Source organism: Absiella sp. AM29-15 (assembly GCF_003434225.1).
Lineage (GTDB): Bacteria > Bacillota_I > Bacilli_A > Erysipelotrichales > Erysipelotrichaceae > Hoskinsella > Hoskinsella hominis.
On record NZ_QVFL01000008.1, the window covers coordinates 36977 to 54875 of the forward strand.

Annotated in this window: 22 protein-coding genes and 1 tRNA gene; 13 read left to right on the forward strand and 10 right to left on the reverse strand. The window is 41.1% G+C overall.

Going from position 1 to position 17899, the window contains the following annotated elements; all coding sequences use genetic code 11:
- Nucleotides 1-22: 22 nt before the first annotated feature.
- Nucleotides 23-1570, forward strand: coding sequence for a hypothetical protein (locus DW761_RS09580; protein WP_117517859.1), 1548 nt, complete (start codon nt 23-25; stop codon nt 1568-1570).
- Nucleotides 1571-1674: 104 nt separating this feature from the next.
- On the opposite strand, the gene DW761_RS09585 is transcribed toward DW761_RS09580, so the two are convergent.
- Nucleotides 1675-2112: a MerR family transcriptional regulator gene (locus tag DW761_RS09585; RefSeq protein WP_117517861.1), complete on the reverse strand. Its 438-nt coding sequence runs from the start codon at nt 2110-2112 to the stop codon at nt 1675-1677.
- A 106-nt stretch (nt 2113-2218) separates the two neighbouring features.
- On the opposite strand from DW761_RS09585, the gene DW761_RS09590 reads away from it, so the two are divergent.
- The 5 genes from DW761_RS09590 to DW761_RS09610 are packed head-to-tail and all read left to right on the forward strand — an operon-like array spanning nt 2219 to nt 6052.
- A complete protein-coding gene (locus DW761_RS09590) occupies nt 2219-2758 on the forward strand; it encodes a flavodoxin family protein (RefSeq protein WP_117517863.1) in 540 nt (179 codons plus the stop codon).
- Between the two features lie 3 nt (nt 2759-2761).
- Complete coding sequence (locus DW761_RS09595; RefSeq protein WP_117517865.1) at nt 2762-3529, forward strand: carboxymuconolactone decarboxylase family protein; 768 nt, start codon at nt 2762-2764, stop codon at nt 3527-3529.
- Entirely contained in the window at nt 3526-4353 is an 828-nt protein-coding gene (locus DW761_RS09600) for an SDR family oxidoreductase (RefSeq protein ID WP_199485624.1), read from the forward strand. The genes DW761_RS09595 and DW761_RS09600 overlap by 4 nt, the downstream gene beginning before the upstream one ends.
- 22 nt (nt 4354-4375) lie before the next feature.
- On the forward strand, nt 4376-5065 hold the full coding sequence (locus DW761_RS09605; protein ID WP_117517869.1) for a flavodoxin: 690 nt from the start codon (nt 4376-4378) through the stop codon (nt 5063-5065).
- Between the two features lie 15 nt (nt 5066-5080).
- A complete protein-coding gene (locus DW761_RS09610; protein WP_117517871.1) occupies nt 5081-6052 on the forward strand; it encodes an alpha/beta hydrolase in 972 nt (323 codons plus the stop codon).
- Between the two features lie 146 nt (nt 6053-6198).
- Here DW761_RS09610 and DW761_RS09615 read toward each other — a convergent pair whose 3' ends face one another.
- Both DW761_RS09615 and DW761_RS09620 read right to left on the reverse strand, forming a co-directional pair.
- Nucleotides 6199-6753 (reverse strand): ImmA/IrrE family metallo-endopeptidase, encoded by a 555-nt coding sequence (locus DW761_RS09615; RefSeq protein ID WP_117517873.1) that lies wholly within the window; start codon nt 6751-6753, stop codon nt 6199-6201.
- A gap of 51 nt (nt 6754-6804) precedes the next feature.
- Nucleotides 6805-7254 carry a helix-turn-helix domain-containing protein gene (locus DW761_RS09620; protein WP_002304411.1) on the reverse strand — a complete coding sequence of 150 codons (450 nt, stop codon included), beginning with the start codon at nt 7252-7254 and terminating at the stop codon, nt 6805-6807.
- 286 nt (nt 7255-7540) lie between these two features.
- On the opposite strand from DW761_RS09620, the gene DW761_RS09625 reads away from it, so the two are divergent.
- The 7 genes from DW761_RS09625 (at nt 7541) to DW761_RS09655 (ending at nt 12346) form a co-directional block, all read left to right on the forward strand.
- Complete coding sequence (locus tag DW761_RS09625; RefSeq protein ID WP_008791986.1) at nt 7541-8104, forward strand: hypothetical protein; 564 nt, start codon at nt 7541-7543, stop codon at nt 8102-8104.
- A gap of 261 nt (nt 8105-8365) precedes the next feature.
- Nucleotides 8366-8671, forward strand: a complete 306-nt coding sequence (locus tag DW761_RS09630; RefSeq protein ID WP_199485625.1) for a helix-turn-helix transcriptional regulator — start codon at nt 8366-8368, stop codon at nt 8669-8671.
- Between the two features lie 514 nt (nt 8672-9185).
- Nucleotides 9186-9593 (forward strand): type II toxin-antitoxin system PemK/MazF family toxin, encoded by a 408-nt coding sequence (locus DW761_RS09635; RefSeq protein ID WP_117517875.1) that lies wholly within the window; start codon nt 9186-9188, stop codon nt 9591-9593.
- A gap of 6 nt (nt 9594-9599) precedes the next feature.
- Nucleotides 9600-9836, forward strand: a complete 237-nt coding sequence (locus DW761_RS09640; RefSeq protein WP_117517877.1) for a helix-turn-helix domain-containing protein — start codon at nt 9600-9602, stop codon at nt 9834-9836.
- A 117-nt stretch (nt 9837-9953) separates the two neighbouring features.
- Nucleotides 9954-10577: a helix-turn-helix domain-containing protein gene (locus DW761_RS09645; protein ID WP_117517879.1), complete on the forward strand. Its 624-nt coding sequence runs from the start codon at nt 9954-9956 to the stop codon at nt 10575-10577.
- Nucleotides 10578-10581: 4 nt separating this feature from the next.
- On the forward strand, nt 10582-11955 hold the full coding sequence (locus DW761_RS09650; RefSeq protein ID WP_117517881.1) for a site-specific integrase: 1374 nt from the start codon (nt 10582-10584) through the stop codon (nt 11953-11955).
- A gap of 85 nt (nt 11956-12040) precedes the next feature.
- On the forward strand, nt 12041-12346 hold the full coding sequence (locus tag DW761_RS09655; RefSeq protein ID WP_002304425.1) for a hypothetical protein: 306 nt from the start codon (nt 12041-12043) through the stop codon (nt 12344-12346).
- Nucleotides 12347-13064: 718 nt separating this feature from the next.
- Here the strand turns inward: DW761_RS09655 and DW761_RS09660 are convergent.
- From DW761_RS09660 to DW761_RS09690, 7 genes are all read right to left on the reverse strand, one after another.
- Nucleotides 13065-13141 (reverse strand) — tRNA-Arg (locus DW761_RS09660).
- Between the two features lie 69 nt (nt 13142-13210).
- Entirely contained in the window at nt 13211-14575 is a 1365-nt protein-coding gene (locus tag DW761_RS09665) for a site-specific integrase (protein WP_117517883.1), read from the reverse strand.
- A 95-nt stretch (nt 14576-14670) separates the two neighbouring features.
- Nucleotides 14671-15993: a hypothetical protein gene (locus DW761_RS09670; RefSeq protein WP_054322353.1), complete on the reverse strand. Its 1323-nt coding sequence runs from the start codon at nt 15991-15993 to the stop codon at nt 14671-14673.
- Nucleotides 15994-16011: 18 nt separating this feature from the next.
- Nucleotides 16012-16194, reverse strand: coding sequence for a helix-turn-helix domain-containing protein (locus DW761_RS09675; RefSeq protein ID WP_054322354.1), 183 nt, complete (start codon nt 16192-16194; stop codon nt 16012-16014).
- A gap of 89 nt (nt 16195-16283) precedes the next feature.
- Nucleotides 16284-16649 carry a type II toxin-antitoxin system PemK/MazF family toxin gene (locus DW761_RS09680; protein WP_178695074.1) on the reverse strand — a complete coding sequence of 122 codons (366 nt, stop codon included), beginning with the start codon at nt 16647-16649 and terminating at the stop codon, nt 16284-16286.
- A gap of 396 nt (nt 16650-17045) precedes the next feature.
- Nucleotides 17046-17465 carry a helix-turn-helix domain-containing protein gene (locus DW761_RS09685; protein ID WP_158550359.1) on the reverse strand — a complete coding sequence of 140 codons (420 nt, stop codon included), beginning with the start codon at nt 17463-17465 and terminating at the stop codon, nt 17046-17048.
- Nucleotides 17466-17538: 73 nt separating this feature from the next.
- Entirely contained in the window at nt 17539-17862 is a 324-nt protein-coding gene (locus tag DW761_RS09690; protein ID WP_117454723.1) for a hypothetical protein, read from the reverse strand.
- Between the last annotated feature and the right edge of the window lie 37 nt (nt 17863-17899).

Sequence of the window (17899 nt, forward strand, 5' to 3'; positions counted from 1 at the left end):
TTCGATTCGGAAGGAGGTCGCAATGGAGTATTTAGAGCAAGTACACTTATTCGCCACAAAGTGGATTGAGAAATTTAAGGATCAGAAAATCAGCTACATAGAGCTGGTTGACCATTACCTGGCTGATGATTGTCAGGCATTGGGATTCCAGATGGATTGCGGCCATGCCTTTTCAGAAGAATATGGCAATGCAGCAAGCAGCTGTGATGCGCTAAATCGTATCATTGACGAGGTCACAGACATCAAACTGCTTGGATCGGCAATCTATTCCCAATGGCGATATTTTAATCATTGGGCATACGATGCCGCAGACATCTTGAAGCCCGAAAATCGTTCGTGGTTTATTCTGGCATTGAGCCGCCTTGCCCTGCTTTCTGGCGAGAATCCCTTCCTGTTCAAAGGAGAACTTAGAAAGATTCACATTGTTTCAAACCGGCTTGGTTATGGCCCTTGCCCGGAACCGGATGAAGAAGTTGAGCAACACATAACCCTTAATTCAAAAGGACAGGTGTGGTTTTCTTCGTATATTTTCGGACAGCGCAGAGATGGTCGATACGAAAAAGCCCACAGTCAGAATCTGAAAATTGATAAAGCGGCTTCCGACAAAATCTTTTCTGCGTTTGCAGAGTATTTCAGCAATGGGTACGATGAAGTTTTTGCAACTGATATTGGAAACTGGAATATGGAGCTGACCAATACCGCAGGAAAGGTCTATAAGTTCAGCGGTTCGTTATGCTCGTCTTTTGAAGTGGACGGAATTGACCTGTCAGATCTGCTGCGTGACAGCTTGAAATTGCCTGATTTGTATGCCTTTGATGGGAATAATAAGCCTGATATGGTGAATCGAATCGAAGTAAACTATCATCGTATCACAAAGATCAAGCCAAAAGTTCCTACTTCAGAACACGCAGAATACGCTGTCTGGGATTATACAGAGTCTTTAATTGTGGATAGAGAGAGCGAAAGTATTGAACACATTCAGAATATCGGTTCTGGGTGTTCTGTAAGCAGAAAATACAAAGTTGAGGGCGGGGTTGAAAGCCTTCTTGAAGATATGGATGTAGAAAGCATCTTTGACCATATAGAAGGAAACCCGGAGAATGTAGTGGTTGACCCGCTTGAAACCATAGACTACACCATTAAGGTTATTTCTCAAAAGGGCAATGAAAAGCTCATTCAAGGAACCTACGATAAAAAGGGGCTTCCGGACGATTGGGCGGAGTTTATGGAGTCCGTCTTTGAATTTATGTCTTTCTATGGGTGGGGTGAAATTATGAACCCATCTGTGTATGGGAAGGTACGGCGCTGTGACGATGATATTATCTATTGCAGCGTAGAGTTTGAAGATGGGTGCAAGAGCTACTATTATATTTCGGATGACGATTCTATTCAGGTGGGCGATTTCGTGATCGTTCCTGCTGGCAAAGATAATCACGAAGCAGTAGTCGAAGTCGTAAAGAAAGAATACTTTACGGAGGAAGATGTGCCTTTGCCGATGGACAAAACAAAACACATTATCAGAAAATGTACGGATGCTGATTTTGACCTTCCGGATGATGAATCTATTTGACTAAACGCTAAAAGAGTCCACGGACGATACGAAAGTGTCGTCTTGTGGGCTCTTTTTGGACTTTGGTAGCACTGGGAACGTACAGCCAGTTGAAATCATTGAATTTAGCGATGCGCATTTTCATATGCTTTTCGGATTTCCTCCGGCAAGCGGTCAGGAATCAGTGACTTTAGTCTGTCCTCACTGCCGTCTTTGATTGCCTGCTCATAGTACCAGCATTTGAATTTCAGCATATCCAGCGTCCGGTTCATCTGCTCAAGCTCTGCTTCCATGTGCACCCGTTGCGCCTCAAACATTGCCTTTCGCTGCGGGTAGGTGGCCGGTCCTTCTACGCACCAATCCATGAACTGCCGAATATCCTTGATCTCCATGCCAGCCTTTTTCAGACATTCAATGACCCGGAGCGCTTCAATCTCCGCCTCACTAAACTTGCGGATGCCGGATACCCGTTCCATGTTCGGAAAAAGTCCCTGTTTATCATAATAGCGCAGCGTAGAGATGGGCAATCCGAACATCTCTGCCACCTGTCCAATTGAATACATAAATTTCCCTCCAAAAATTTTCAAAAAATATCTTGACCTAAAGTTAGGTTTAGGTGCTACTATGAGAATAACACAAAGAATATAAAAATGCAAGGAGTGTTCTACGATGAATAAAAAGGTACTAATCATTTCCTCAAGTCCCCGTAAGGGCGGCAACTCCGAAACGCTGGCGGCAGCGTTTGCCAAGGGCGCACGGGAGGCGGGCCATCAGGTAGAAACTGTGTATCTGCGAGAAAAGCAGGTTGGCTTCTGCAAGGGCTGTCTTGCCTGCCTGAAGTTGGGGCACTGCGTCATCCAAGACGATGCCGTAGAAATTGCCGCCAAAATGCATGATGCCAATGTGCTGGTGTTCGCAACACCCGTCTACTATTACTGCGTCAGCGGTCAGCTCAAGACTATGCTGGACCGTGCCAACCCACTGTTCGATACGGACTACGCCTTTACGAAAGCCTATCTGCTTGCAGCGGCGGCAGAGGACGCACCGGAAACCTTTGCGGGTACAGAGAAAGCCGTGCAGGGCTGGGTAGACTGCTTCCCCCGCTGTGCGCTGGCTGGCACAGTGTTTGCAGGCGGCGTAAACGGCGTGGGAGAAATCGCAGGTCATGCTGTACTGGAGCAAGCCTATCAGATGGGCAAGGAGGTGTGAGCTATGGCAGAAAAACAAACCGCAGGAAGAAATGAATTGGGAACATTCGCTCCCAAGTTTGCCGAACTGAACGATGATGTATTATTTGGCGATATTTGGAGCAGAGAAAATCAACTTTCTCTGCGTGACCGTTCTCTTGTGACCATCACTACTCTGATGGCACAAGGGCTAACCGATTCGGCTTTCCGGTTCCATCTGGAAAATGCAAAGAAAAACGGGATTACCCGGAAAGAAATTGCAGAGATTTTGACCCATGCCGCTTTTTATGCAGGCTGGTCGAAAGCATGGGCGGCGTTCCGTATGGCAAAGGAAGTGTGGAGTGAAGGAATCGACAATGACGCAATGGCAAAACACGCTGCTTCTATGGTATTCCCTATTGGAAATCCCAACGATGGTTTTGCCCAGTATTTTAACGGCAAGAGCTTCCTTGCACCTGTTTCCAAAGAACAGGTCGGCATTTACAATGTGACCTTTGAACCCGGCTGCCGTAACAACTGGCACATTCATCATGCCAGAAATGGTGGCGGTCAGATTCTTGTTTGCGTGGCCGGACGAGGTTACTATCAGGAATGGGGCAAACCGGCACAGGAACTGCGCCCCGGCAGTGTGGTAAATATTCCTGTTGGCGTAAAGCACTGGCACGGTGCAGCGCCGGATAGCTGGTTCTCTCATCTGGCGGTAGAAGTTCCCGGAGAGGAAGCCTCTAATGAGTGGCTGGAAGAAGTCAATGATACTGACTACATTCAAGCAACGAAAGGAGAAACATTATGAAAAAAGTTATGCTATTAGTCGGTGCTGGACAGATCGGAATGGCGATTGCCCGCCGTGTCGGCACCGGAATGAAGATTATTGTAGGCGACAAAAAGACGGAGAATGCAGAAAACATTGCGGCTATTCTGAACAACGCTGGATTTGACGCTTTTCCTGTGGAAACCGACCTTTCCGATAGGGCTTCCATACAGTCCATGATTGCCAGAGGGCAGGAATATGGGGAGATCACCATGCTTGTAAATGCGGCAGGTGTTTCGCCCAGCCAAGCACCCATTGAAGCTATTTTGAAGGTCGATTTATATGGAACGGCTGTCTTGTTGGAAGAAGTGGGCAAAGTGATTGCAAGCGGTGGTGTTGGTGTGACGATTTCCAGTCAGTCCGGTTGGAGAATGCCTGCATTGACCGCACAGCAAGATGAACAGCTTGCTACGACCCCAACGGAAGAACTTTTGTCACTGGATATCTTGCAGCCGGGAAATATTCGTGACACGCTCCATGCTTATCAGATGGCAAAGCGTTGTAATGAAAAGCGTGTCATGGCTCAATCTGTAGAATGGGGCAAGCGTGGAGCGAGGCTCAATGCCATTGCCCCCGGTATCATTGTGACGCCCCTTGCGATTGATGAGTTTAACGGCATTCGAGGAGACTTTTATAAAAATATGTTTGCAAAATGTCCTGCCGGTCGCCCCGGTACAGCCGATGAGGTGGCAAATGTGGCAGAACTTTTGATGAGCGATAAGGGAGCATTCATTACCGGCTCTACTTTTCTGATTGATGGCGGTGCAACGGCAAGCTATTACTATGGTTCTCTGAAACCACAATAACCTTGAAAGGATAACATGGATTATGAAAAAAGCTTTATCGTTGTTACTCATACTTTTCATGTGTTTTGCGTTATTCGCCTGCAATAGCAGTCAGAATGCCGAAACAACAGAAACTACCGGGTATACCGTTTCAGAAGAAAGTAGCAGCACACAACAAGATGAGAATGGAGATACAGAGAATATGAAAGTTTTAGTAGCATACTTTTCCCGTACTGGTGAGAATTATGGTGTCGGGCATATTGAAAAAGGAAACACGCACATAATAGCAGATATGATTGAAGAACAGGTCGATGCTGACCTATTCGAAATCAGCACCGTTGTGCCATATCCCGATGAATACGAAGCTTGTACAGAAACCGCAAAGCAGGAGCAGGAAGAAGATGCCCGTCCTGAACTGTCAGCTACCGTGGAAAACATGGAAGATTATGATGTTGTCTTTCTCGGTTACCCGATTTGGTGGAGCGACATGCCGATGGCAGTCTACACATTCCTTGAGAGTTATGATTTTTCGGGAAAGACAATCATTCCGTTCTGTACCCACGAAGGCAGTGGTCTTTCTTCCACCGACAGCAGCATTGCTGAAATCTGCACAGGTGCAGATGTTTTGGATGGATTAGAAATGAGAGGTTCTGTGGCACAAAATTCGCAGAAAGAAGCATTAACAGCAGTTACAGACTGGCTTGATAAAATTGAAATTTTAGATGAGAACTAAGGAGATATTACCATCATGGAAAAATTAAGTTTAACACAAGAATGGGACAAGGTGTTCCCGAAAAGCGACAAGGTTGATCACAAAAAAGTGACTTTCCATAACCGCTACGGCATCACACTGGCGGCGGATATGTACACGCCAAAGAGTGTGGTAGGCAAGCTTCCCGCTATTGCCGTCAGCGGTCCGTTCGGTGCGGTAAAGGAGCAGTCCTCCGGTCTGTATGCGCAGAAAATGGCGGAGCTTGGCTTCTTGACGATTGCCTTCGACCCGTCTTACACCGGAGAGAGCGGCGGTATGCCCCGCTATGTCGCATCGCCGGACATCAACACCGAGGACTTCTGTGCGGCAGTGGACTTCCTCTCCGTACAGGAGAATGTGGACTCCGAGCGTATCGGTATCATCGGTATCTGCGGTTGGGGCGGCATGGCAATCAACGCTGCTGCCATTGATACCCGCATCAAAGCGACCGCTGCTATGACCATGTACGACATGACCCGTGTGAATGCCAACGGCTACTTTGACAGTGAGGATTCTGAGCAGGCACGTTTTGAAAAGCGAAAAGCGCTGAACACGCAGCGCACCGAGGACTATAAAAACGGTGCCTATGCGCTGGCGGGTGGCGTAATTGATCCGCTGCCGGAGGATGCGCCGCAGTTTGTAAAGGACTATTACGCCTACTACAAAACGCCACGTGGCTATCATCCCCGCAGCCTAAACTCCAACGGCGGTTGGAATGTGACATCCTCGCTTCCCTTCCTGAATATGCCTATCTTGCAATACAGTAGCGAGATTTGCTCCGCCGTGCTGCTGGTACACGGAGAAAAAGCGCACTCCCGCTATTTCAGTGAGACGGCGTACAGCAAGCTGACCGGCGACAACAAGGAATTGCTCATTATCCCCGGTGCAAACCACACCGACCTTTACGATAAGATGAACATCATTCCGTTTGAAAAGCTGAAAGCGTTCTTTGAGGAATACCTGAAATAAGCACCTTATGCTTCTGCCTGTTGGCGGACATGATATTTTTGCTTAATCCGAACAATTTCCTGATGACAACTAAAAAGTCCACCAGTTATGATGCACTGCACATCATACTGGTGGACTTTTTCTGTAAGAAAATAAAAAACTGATATTCATATATCGCCATAACCAATGTCGTTATCGTAGGCATGAAGATCTTCTTTTAGGAAATCTGCTTTACGAATATACATCGAATTTACCAGATCTCCTTTTTCGTGGAGCAGGCTGAATTTGTAGTCTAATAATGCTGCCGGTACATAGAGCATTTTAGCCGTTTCAAAAAATGTGTGTTCCGAAAGGCATTCCAGAACTTCCCCATCTTCTAACAGAAGCTCCGCCGCAAAGAAGTTTGCTTCATTTTCTTCGATTGATCTATCATCAAAAACTTCCATTTCTTGAAAGCCGTGCATCATGGCAATTTTCGTGTGCAGGACAGCGTGTCCTAATTCATGTGCGACTAAGATACGTTCCAGGATACCGTTCACATTGTGATCTATCACGATATTCTTCTGTCTGGACTGGTAATAGAAGAAGCCCTTCAATTTCTTCTGTAAATCGTAATAATGGATTTTGATACCTAACAGCTGACACAACTCGTAAGGGTCTCTGGTATGATATTTTCGCACAAGCTTATCGACAGTTTCGATGATATGCTCTGCCGTTTTCATTTGCTTCACCTCCGAATCGCACACAGAAAACATATTCTGTGCTTGAGGATTTTACTCTTTATCTTTATGCTTTCTGTATTTCTTCGGAGTGTACTTTTCCCGTGCTGTTTTCTTAGAGTCCATATAAACTGACATAATCGCCTGGAAGAATACATCTTTTGCGTCCTCGTCCAATTCTCCACCGGCAAACAGAGAATTTACACGACCCAACACTTCCTGAGCTTCTTTTGCTCCCTTTGAACCGAAGTTTTCCTTTGCCTCTAAAATAAACATATCCTGATCTATATGGCTCTGGCTATCCGTTTCAGATTCGTCCAAAAGATAGGACACAGAGATATGCAGCGCTTCAGCAAGTTTTCTGATGTTGCTTTTTCTGGGGAGTGTTCCGAGCTGCTCATAGGTGTAAAGGGATCTTTCGGAAATGCCGGTCATCTGGGCAAGCTCCGTTTGAGATAGGTTCATAGCCAAACGAGCTTCTTTAATTTTTTCTCCAAATGTCATGGTACTGTCCTTCCTTTCAAAAAATATTTATTCGTAACTTCCGATTATTTGTTGACAAACTTCTGGAAAATGCTATAATGAGAATCAAAGCAGAAGTATTAGTTCCACTTAATTATATATCGGAACTTTTATAAAGTCAAGAACTTCCGATTTCACTTCTGTTATTTTAATCAAATATCGGAAGTTATAGTCATTCTTGTCCCATGGTATTTGTTTCCCTTTAGCCAAGTGACAGGAGTTAGAAAGGAATTCTTATTTTATGGATTAGGCTGAAAGGAGATTCTGAATGAGCAGATATAATACACAGGTATTAAGCAATATTCGAATGCTTTGCCGGATGCAGAACATTGACGAGAAGGTTCTGTATGAAAGAGCAAAGCTGATTTTATCCATATATCGAGAGGTGTGCTGGTCTACCATTGATCGTGCGAATGATGTATGTGATACCCTTATTTGTACTTACGGTGACAGCTTAGATGGTGCATTGATTTATCTGGAGAACTTTGCTCCGGATGAAGCGAGAGAACGATTTGAAGAACGCATTCGCAGCTTGTTCGAGACAAAGTGGATCATTGAACTGGTAGATATGGCAATGTTGAAAATCAGAGAATATCCGGATAAAGGCGCTCTGTACTGTGAGATTATCTCAAAGGCATATCTCAACCGCTTCAAGTACAGGGAATCAGAAATGCTGGAAGTTCTGAATATGGAACGCAGCACCTACTATGACCGAAAGAAAGAAGCGATACTGTTATTTGGTCTGTCACTTTGGGGAACAGCCATTCCTAAATTGAAAGATTTTCTGGAAAGTGCCAGGGAGGAAGAAGCATTGTGTTATTGTGAGTGCTAAGACGGGATTTTAGTCCGACTAAAATCCGATGAAAATACGACGGTTTCCCTACTGAAAGTCCGACTTGTCCAGTGTTAGAATGGCTATGCTGGGAGATAGCGGCATAAAATTGAATAGAGAGAGTTACGCCTCGTGCCTGTAATGGGTACGGGGCTTTTTTTATACCTGCCTATCTTCCTTCATTTTAACACAAAGGCATGAACGAGAGCTTGGAGCAATTTACTCCGGCTCTTTTTTTATGCCTGCAAGGAGGACAGGCAGATGGCAAAGGGCATTGAGAACCGGGCACGATCTCCTCCCGCTGTTTTTGATTTTGCAACTTCACAAATTCAAAAACACGGAGGAACGAAAATGTATTACGACTTGGTTGAAAGCGGAAAAAGAATTAAAGCATTGAGAAAGAAACATGGACTTACACAGGAACAGCTTGCGGAGCAGTTAGGTGTTGCCGCAAACACCATTGCACGAATTGAAACCGGCAACAGAGGTATCTCTATTGATTTGGCAATCGAACTGGTTGTGTGCTTTGAAACAACCCTTGATTACATATTTTTAGGACGTGAATAACCTCAAAACTATACCTACGAGGCAATAAAAACTCACATGAGGAACAGGTACAATTTAGATACAGCCAAAGAAAATCGGCTGCTTGATCCTTGAAAACTGAATACACAGTCATCGAATACGTTCCTGTTGCCGGTGCGAGAGCATCAGCCACATCAGCAGTACGCCGTGACGTATCGGACAGAGAAACAGAACGACTTTCTTCTATAAATTAAGCAGTTGTCTCTCTCCCGATGCCAGCGATCAATACTGGCTTGTAAATATTGGGTTGCTCCCAATACGGCCATGAAAGCAACAGGATTAAAGATACTTCTCTACGGAGCTGGCGGAGAACCCGGCAGAGGTTAGATTCCTATGGAACTGATTCGCAATCAGTCGTTCGGTGATTCCCTGAGGGCGTAAGCCCTCTTTCCCAGGGGTGCGTGGCAAATATGGGACACATAGACTTTTGGACTGACTGCCTGATTCCTTTCGGGCAGTCAGTTATTACATACCCAACGAAAGGAGGTCATGGCACATGATGAAAGAAAATTGGGTATATTGCCGTGGTGATATTTATTGCGCCAATCTGGACCCGGTAGTTGGGTCAGAACAAGGCGGCATCCGTCCGGTTATCGTCATTCAGAACGCTACCGGTAATAAACACGCTCCCACATTGATTGTGGCAACGGTCACCACCAGAATCCATAAGAAAGCGAATATGCCGACGCACTTTGTTATTTACGACAATCCTGCATTCAAAGAAGCGTCTGTTGTTCAGCTGGAACAGATTCGTACCATTGATAAAAGCAGGATTGATAATTACTTAGGTAAGGTAACGCCCCGTGAAATGGTAGCGATTGAGAAAGCCTTATCCGTCAGCCTGGCAATGGAACAGCTGAAAAAGCGTTCCCCAAAACATAAAGCAAAGAGAGCGAAGGAGTGAACATAAATGTTTGAAGAAAGAATCGCTGCCATGAATCAGCGCACCGAAGAAGCGATGGCTACTAACGCAGTTCAGTTTGATAAGAGAACCTATACGGTTGATGAGATTCAGGATATTCTGGGCATCAGCAGAACCAGCGCATACAACCTTGTGAAAAAGAAAGTTTTCCATAGCGTCCGCATCGGTGGCAGTATCAGAGTCTCCAAAAAGAGTTTTGATGAGTGGTTGGATCATCAAATGTAAGATTTGTCAAGGGTGTCGTACAACCCGGCGACAAACTTCAAAACATATTGAGAGTTCGATAAAATGTAGCCATGACAAGAAACACATGGCTACATTTTTTACATAGGAGGTTGTACGATGACGGAAATGAGAAAACGCACGAGTATGTCTGTTCCGGAAATGGGCAGGATGCTCGGTCTTGGTAAAACGGAGTCATACTGGCTCATTAAGAAGAATTACTTCAAAACCATTCTTGTCGGCAACACCATGAGGGTGATGATCGACAGCTTTGAAGAATGGTATGCCAATCAGTTCAAATACCAGAAGGTCGATGGAACCCCTCCCGGCGAGGAACTGAAGAAAACTACATATTCAATGGAGGAGCTTGGACAGCGCCTTGGGCTGAAAGAAGCGACTGCTTACGAACTGGTTGCCAAAGGGCATTTTGATGTGGTCGATGTCCTGGGCAAGCGCAGAGTGACAAAGGAGAGCTTTGAAAGATGGTATGATTCTCAAACCGATTACCGCACGGTAGAGGATCAGGAACTGGATGCAGATATTATGGCATCCACCTACGGTCTGCCGGAAATGGCAAGAATGCTTGGGGTACATCGTCAGACCATTTACTATATCGTTGCCAATGAAGATTTTGAGCTTATCAAGGTTGGCAGGTATAAGCGAGCTACCAAAGAGAGCTTTGAAAAATGGTATCACAATCAGACCCGCTACCAGTTAGCGGAAGATAGACAGGAAAGGAGCTGATTACATGGCATCTATCGTTAAGAGAAAAAAGAAGTATTCTGTGGTTTATACATACACCGATGAGAACGGCAACAAGCGTCAGAAGTGGGAAACCTTTGAAACGAATGCCGAAGCAAAGAAAAGGAAGTTGCAGGTTGAATATGAGCAGGAGTCCGGAACCTTTATTCCCCCTTCTGCTAAAACCATCAATGATCTTTTGGATGAGTATATGTCAATCTATGGTGTGAACACCTGGGCGATGTCTACCTATGAAAGCAGAAAGAGCCTGATTGCAAACTATATTCGTCCCCTCATCGGTGATATGAAGCTGGAGGATGTCACGCCGAGAATCATGGACAAGTATTACCGAGATTTGCTTTCTGTCAAAGCGGTTTCTTCTAAGTATGTAAAAGCCCGTACAGAATATCTGACTCCGCATACTGTCCGAGAGGTTCACAAGACATTGCGAAATGCTTTCAATCAGGCGGTCAAGTGGGAATTGATGACCAGAAACCCTGTGGAGCACGCTACGCTGCCGAAAGAAGAACACAAGACCAGGGACATCTGGACAGCAGAAGTGCTCCAGAAGGCTTTGGAAGCCTGTGACGATGATATTCTTCGTCTGGCTATTAACCTTGCCTTCTCCTGTTCCCTGCGAATGGGCGAGCTTCTGGGGCTTACCTGGGACTGTATTGACATTTCCCCTACCAGTATTGAACTTGGTCAGGCAAGCATCTTCGTTGAAAAGGAGTTGCAGAGAGTAAATCGTGAAGCGATGGCAGATCTGGACGGTAAGGACATCATGTTCAAGTTCCCGCCGACCTTCGCCAGTACGCATACCGCATTGGTTCTCAAAACTCCTAAGACCAAAACAAGTGTCCGCAAGGTGTTCTTACCGAAAACCGTAGCGGAAATGTTGGTACAGCGAAAGGCTGACATCGAAGAACTGAAAGACCTTTTCGGTGACGAGTTCGTAGACTTCAATCTGGTTTTCTGTTCTTCCAATGGCAAGCCGATTGAGGGGCAGGTTATCAACCGTGCTTTCAATAAGCTGATTGAGGAGAAGGGACTGCCGAAAGTGGTTTTCCATAGTCTCCGACATTCCAGTATCACTTACAAGCTGAAGCTGAACGGCGGCGATATGAAATCCGTTCAAGGCGATTCCGGTCATGCACAGGTCAAGATGGTAGCGGATGTTTACTCCCATATCATCGACGATGACCGCAGACTGAACGCTGAAAGAATGGAAGCTGCGTTCTACTCAGGCAGACAGGCAACGCCTGAGCCGGTTCAACCAGCCGCAACGGAAAGCTCCGCTGATGATAAAGAACTTCTTCTGAAGCTTCTGCAAAATCCGGAAATGGCAGCACTCCTGAAGTCGCTGGCAAAAACATTATAGTAACTGCAAGGGCAGATCCTTTTACATAGCTACAATAGCTGTAAAAGGGTCTGCCCTTATTTTTTTGTTATGGAGGTCAACGAGTATGGATAGAATCTTTATGGACGAGTATTACGAGCATCTGAGAGCTGACAATATCGAGGCATTTTCCAAGGAAAGGAACGACGAATATGTTGGCAGAGCTGAGGAATACAAAGCAGCAAAGTCGGCATTGCTTGAAGGATTGGGACTTGAGCATTTGTTTGACCATAGCCATGAACTGACTCCGAAAGAGAAAGAAATATGGATGCTGTTCGATAGGGTTGATGTAGCAGAGCTTCTGGCAAGGGATGCTTTTGCCAAAGGTGCTTATATGCTCGGCGCTGAGGATAGAGAGATTATGCTGAAATAAAAAAAGACCTGCTTCGGCGGGTCTAAATTACATAGAATCATTGAGTCTGAAAAAACCTTTGAAATTCTTGATAATTCTGGTTGAAAAATTCGTTTTGAAATGATATATTAAACAGACTTAAATAGGTATCCAAAACACCATCACCCCTGCACGGGAATGAATAGGATTTCCTATCATTTCGTATAACGAGAGGTTACATAGAGGAATTTGCTTGCACTTGCAACGTCCACCAAAAATCGAAAGCCTTGCTAATTTCGAGCCAATCGGACGGTGTAAAATCCCTATGAAAATGCTTATGAAGCGTGATACCAGATAGGATTTGAAACAGTGAAAAACCTTGTATTTCCAAGGATTTTCTTGCACTGTGTTGCACCTGGTTTCATCGTATCGGGTCTACTCCTAAGCAGTAGAGTGATGGTTCGAGTCCATTCGAGGACGCCAATTTTGTCGATAAATAGGGCGTTTTCTTGAGTTTTCAAAAAATAGATTTTGAAGTGATAAACTCATACCTTTTAAGGCTTTGCTCTATCTATTTTATAGTCAATCAGTTTTATCGCTGATTGCTTTTTTAATGTGAGTCGAACTTTTTCGCCCTTATTTTTGCTAATGAAAATAGGTGTTTTGCTAATTTGATTTTAAGTGCTCATTTTTCATAAAAGAAAACACTCATTTTATTTGAGAAAACGATCTCTTTAAAATAAGTGTTTTTTTTATTTACTGGCGTACCCGACAGGACTTGAACCTGCAACCTTTTGAATCGGAATCAAATACTCTATCCAATTGAGCTACGGGCACTTACATATTCAGTAAATAGTATATAACATAATTGAAAATATTAAATGACGAAACTGTTATAATTGTAAACTATTTCAATGCATCAATCAGTTGCGACATAAGGTCTGGATTTGACTTCAATGCATTGACAAGCGAATCAACATCAACTTCTTGAGGTTTTACTGTTTGTTGATCAACTCCAACTCCTGAATTTTTATAAAATGTTTCATCGAATTTTTGAGCATTTACCTTACGATCTTCATCTAGGATATGACTATATACTTCTGTTATCATATCTGCTTGAGAATGACCTGTATCACCTTGTGTGGCTTTTATATCACCATGATTGAGTTTTAACTTATAAGTGGTACTAGAATGTCGAAAAGAGTGAAATACAACGCTAGGAAGTCCTGCTGCTTTTGTAACTTCTTTTAGTTGACTTCGTATTACACTATGTGAACATTGTCTACCGTCCTCAAAACAAACTACAAGATCATAATCGGTATATTCACAACCAAAGTATTCTTTGTATTTTTCTTGTTCTTCTTTCCAATCACGAAGCATAAGTGCTAATGTTTTTGGTAGCCATATTTTACGAATGCTGCTTTCTGTCTTTGGTTTCTTTAAAACAGTGGCTGTTTGATATGATCTATGAGGTGAACGTGGTGGAAATGTAAAGATAACATCTTTATCATTTAAAACTTTTAATGCGTTTGTAGATACTTGTTCTAATTCACAAGTAACAAAGATATGTGCATCGTCATTGGCAATATCATTATCACTGATGGCTACATCTTTCCATCTTAATCCTAATACTTCTCCTAAACGCAAAGAACAGGCAAACGATAAATGAATTGCAATCGCTAGCTTAGGATCTGTACAATGCTCTAATGCTTGAATAATCATATCTGAAGTCCATATTTCTCGTTTCTTATAAACATGCTTAGGCGGTTCTACGGATAAGAATGGATTTTTTGCGATTAGATCCCATTTTACTGCCATTCCAAAAGCACATTTTAAATGCTTATTGATAGTTTTGATTGTGCCTGTTGTAACTTTTCGTTTTGTCTTATGAATTTTATTTACTGCACTATCCATGTTTTGTAAATCACGATAATACTTTTCAATCACTAAAGGTGTGATGTCTTGTAGTGCCATGTTTCCTAAAATTGGACGAACATAATTGTCAAAATCTCTCACTGTTTTTTCATAGGTACTCATTGACCATTTCTTTACACCATATAAATCAATAAATAAATCTAAAAATTCATTCATTGTCTGAGAACTAGGTGGTATAAAGATGTTTTTATCTTTTTGGCTTTCTACTTCTGATTTTCTCATTCTTGCTTCATTATAAGAATCAAATGCTTCCCATTTCTGTTTTCTATTACCTTGACTATCTTCATAAGTGTAAACAACTGCATATTTTTTATTTCTCTTTTGTATTGATGCCATAATTTTCTCTCCTTTCCTTGTTTACAGGACAATTCTAAGCAAAATTAAAAATAAAAGCGAATGTGCGATTTTCTAAAAACGCAAAAAGCGAAACACTAAAGTTCCGCTTTGAGTTTAGCAATCAATTTCATTTTTAATTCAGGATTATCCTTGATTTGTTGTATTAGCAAATTCATATCTTCATTTTTTTGTTGTGGCAAGACTGCTTGAATCTTACTATTGATACTTTTTTGATTTAATTGAATGACATGAGTTGTTGATATTTTTGGTTTTGGAAGTGATAATTCATGTTTTAATGTTGCATAGAAATAATCTGCATTACTCATGCCTTGATTTTGACTTTCCTTTTTAGAAAAAGACTTAAACTTTGTGAGTGTAAGTTCTTTAAGGTTTGCCTCTGCACAAGTCTTGTGATACAGCTTTGTCATATTACGATCATCACAAGGTTTTCCGTTAATCAGTGTAATTAACAATGCATAAGGATTTTCTTCAACCATGAATTCTTTTTGTCTTTCTTTCCATATTCTTAACAATAACGCAACTTGTTTATGAATATGTACGGTCTTTTGAGGAACATCTTTATAAAACAAGATTAAACTTGTATTGGTTTGTGTAAATCCAGCACATTCAAATTGTTTGATAATTCTTTGAGGATTCATCATTTGAACTGTGTTTTTATTTAAACGGTCTAATATTTTATTGGAACAAAGGTAACATTGATCTTGAGCAATCAACTCATCGCTAATATGAATATCATGCCACGATAATCCACCGATTTCTCTTATATCTAAACCGGTAGAAAACATAATATGCAAGAAAATAAATAATCGCATATCATCAACCGATTCAAATAAATGTTGAACAAATTCTAAATTCCATTCTTTATATGGTTTATTTTTATGATATTTAGGTGCAACTTGCTCATGAAATGGATTGTTTTCAATCAACTGTTCTGATACTAGATAATCAAATGATGTTTTTAATAGCATATAGCAGGAACGTAACATACTGTTAGGGATATATTCCGTTTTTATTTGATTCCTTTTTCCGATTGCAGGAGTTTTCTCTAATTGATTCATTGTTTTGATAGCAAAATTAGGTTTTATATCTTTGATTTTCTTACTTCCAACAACTTGAGATATATAATTGTTGATCACTCCCATATTGCTTTCATACCTTGAACTGCTCCATTGATTGCGTCCAATCTTAGTCGCATATTGAACTAAAAAGTTAAGTATTGTCGTGTTAGGTTTGATATTCATCTTTATATGAATACCTTCGTTTTCAATTTCTCTTTTTCTAACAAGTGCTGATGAATAGTCATAATAAGTTTCCCATATTTGCTTTGTTACGCCATTCTCATCAACTTTTTGATAAACCACAGAATATGCTTTTCTTCGTTTTGTAATAATCGCCATTGAATTATCCTCCTAATATTAAAGATTTTCATTGAGCCACTTATCAAATGACTCTTTTGAGATTCTAATAGATGAGCCAATTCTTACGGATTTGAATTTGTTTTCTGCTACTAATTGATAAGCGGCATTTTTTCCAACACCTAAGATTTTCATAATTTCTTGAACGGTGTAGGTTTTCTTTTCATATAAAATAGGTTTCATCTTTATTATCTCCTCTCCATCTTATCTTTAATAAATGAGTAAAACAAATGTGCGATTTTCAATTCAATAGCGATTTTACATACTTGACATTAGTTGTTTTTATGATAGTTATGCTTCATACCTAAACTAATTAAAATTCGGTTATCTAATAATTTCATAAATCTGGGCGTTACACTTCCTATATATTTGATAATTCTGCTTTTATCAATGACTTTGATCTGTTCCATCATTACAATAGACGGATACTTTAATCCAACCGTCGTAGGAATACTATAATGAGTAGGTAAGTGATGCTTTTCATACACTTTGCTTGTCAAACAAGCAACAATAATCGTAGGACTATATTTATTTCCTTTATTGTTTTGTACAACAAGAACCGGTCTTACACCACCTTGTTCAGAGCCAAAGCCATTACTTAAATCAACTAGATAGATTTGTCCTCTTTTGATCTTCATTCAAATTACCTCCTATGTAAAACCAGACTCAAAATAGAATCTGGTTATTTATCATATGAATCGTTGTTTTCCATTTTTCCCTGAATACCTGAAAACATTAAGGATACTATTAGACAAGCAGTAGCATTGCTTTCACTGGAATTTCACCATCGTGTGGTATCTCACACAACTGCAGTACAGGAGTATCATTATACCTAATAAATTTCATTGCCGAACATTTGCTAGATGTTTTTACAGTTCAATTTTATTCGCTCGCATATCACTGGTCATGGCGTATTGACTGAAAGGCTCATTTACTAGGAACGTATCTAATAGCTGTTATTTTGTTTTCAAGGATCAGTGAATCCTACTTTTTAAGTGGGTTCACTATATATGCCACGAAAACGTCTTTTTTTCTCACATTTTTAAAAGTTCTTTTATTTTTTTTATTTTTCGATAGATAGAACTCATAGAAAGACCTAAAATTTGAGAAATTTCCCGAACATTATATCCATGCTGCTTTAAGATAATAATATCTAATACAATTGAATCTGTGTATTTTAAATACTCAAATAATGTTTCATTTTCAATTTGATCCAATAAATCTTCTATCGAATAAGATTCTTTTTTGTCATGCACTGGTTGCATATAAAAGAAAATATCTTTTGTAACATTTTGATTTCGTCTAAATCTTCGCTCGGCATTAAACTGTTCTAAGTCAAATTCATGTAATTCTTCTATTTTTTGTTCATTGAAATGATGTTGTCTTAAAATTTTTTCTTCTCTATCTTTCCATTCTTTCCATCGTATATATTCTTTTTTATAATCATAACCCATATGATAATCCTCCATTTACTAAAAAGGTAAAACAATTTGGAGTAGGGAGGGCTACGACACCTAATTTCCGGTTTCATATCATAAATAATGAAACAAGTACATCATGAACATGACAATACATTTCAAATTCATCATAAGTAGCTGGAAACATTGAAATTCTACTAGAATAATTTACAAAAATAACAGTGATTTCTTTTTTTACTAGAGAAATTATCAATCTTCTCATTTCAAATGAATTTAACCATTTTTCAGTAGAGATTTTTTTTATTACACCAATAATATCCATATGATTTTGAATTACAGAAACTTTTAGTTGATCTACTAAATAATCTAATAAGTTTCTCGATAATTGTTCTCCTATTCTACAATAAATCAAGATTTTAATTTTCTTTTGCATAATCATTGCCTCCCGAAAAGTTCTTTTCACCCATATA

Coding starts and splice junctions, on each gene's coding strand:
- DW761_RS09670 (WP_054322353.1), bottom strand. CDS start 15,993: ATGGCGATTATTACAAAACGAAGAAAAGCATATTCTGTGGTTTATCAA.
- DW761_RS09650 (WP_117517881.1), top strand. CDS start 10,582: ATGGCATCTATCGTTAAGAGAAAAAAGAAGTATTCTGTGGTTTATACA.
- DW761_RS09665 (WP_117517883.1), bottom strand. CDS start 14,575: ATGGCATCAATACAAAAGAGAAATAAAAAATATGCAGTTGTTTACACT.
- DW761_RS09600 (WP_199485624.1), top strand. CDS start 3,526: ATGAAAAAAGTTATGCTATTAGTCGGTGCTGGACAGATCGGAATGGCG.
- DW761_RS09630 (WP_199485625.1), top strand. CDS start 8,366: ATGGCAAAGGGCATTGAGAACCGGGCACGATCTCCTCCCGCTGTTTTT.
- DW761_RS09580 (WP_117517859.1), top strand. CDS start 23: ATGGAGTATTTAGAGCAAGTACACTTATTCGCCACAAAGTGGATTGAG.
- DW761_RS09605 (WP_117517869.1), top strand. CDS start 4,376: ATGAAAAAAGCTTTATCGTTGTTACTCATACTTTTCATGTGTTTTGCG.
- DW761_RS09590 (WP_117517863.1), top strand. CDS start 2,219: ATGAATAAAAAGGTACTAATCATTTCCTCAAGTCCCCGTAAGGGCGGC.
- DW761_RS09635 (WP_117517875.1), top strand. CDS start 9,186: ATGATGAAAGAAAATTGGGTATATTGCCGTGGTGATATTTATTGCGCC.
- DW761_RS09685 (WP_158550359.1), bottom strand. CDS start 17,465: ATGGGTTATGATTATAAAAAAGAATATATACGATGGAAAGAATGGAAA.
- DW761_RS09625 (WP_008791986.1), top strand. CDS start 7,541: ATGAGCAGATATAATACACAGGTATTAAGCAATATTCGAATGCTTTGC.
- DW761_RS09620 (WP_002304411.1), bottom strand. CDS start 7,254: ATGACATTTGGAGAAAAAATTAAAGAAGCTCGTTTGGCTATGAACCTA.
- DW761_RS09645 (WP_117517879.1), top strand. CDS start 9,954: ATGACGGAAATGAGAAAACGCACGAGTATGTCTGTTCCGGAAATGGGC.
- DW761_RS09615 (WP_117517873.1), bottom strand. CDS start 6,753: ATGAAAACGGCAGAGCATATCATCGAAACTGTCGATAAGCTTGTGCGA.
- DW761_RS09640 (WP_117517877.1), top strand. CDS start 9,600: ATGTTTGAAGAAAGAATCGCTGCCATGAATCAGCGCACCGAAGAAGCG.
- DW761_RS09595 (WP_117517865.1), top strand. CDS start 2,762: ATGGCAGAAAAACAAACCGCAGGAAGAAATGAATTGGGAACATTCGCT.
- DW761_RS09655 (WP_002304425.1), top strand. CDS start 12,041: ATGGATAGAATCTTTATGGACGAGTATTACGAGCATCTGAGAGCTGAC.
- DW761_RS09675 (WP_054322354.1), bottom strand. CDS start 16,194: ATGAAACCTATTTTATATGAAAAGAAAACCTACACCGTTCAAGAAATT.
- DW761_RS09585 (WP_117517861.1), bottom strand. CDS start 2,112: ATGTATTCAATTGGACAGGTGGCAGAGATGTTCGGATTGCCCATCTCT.
- DW761_RS09680 (WP_178695074.1), bottom strand. CDS start 16,649: ATGAAGATCAAAAGAGGACAAATCTATCTAGTTGATTTAAGTAATGGC.
- DW761_RS09690 (WP_117454723.1), bottom strand. CDS start 17,862: ATGCAAAAGAAAATTAAAATCTTGATTTATTGTAGAATAGGAGAACAA.
- DW761_RS09610 (WP_117517871.1), top strand. CDS start 5,081: ATGGAAAAATTAAGTTTAACACAAGAATGGGACAAGGTGTTCCCGAAA.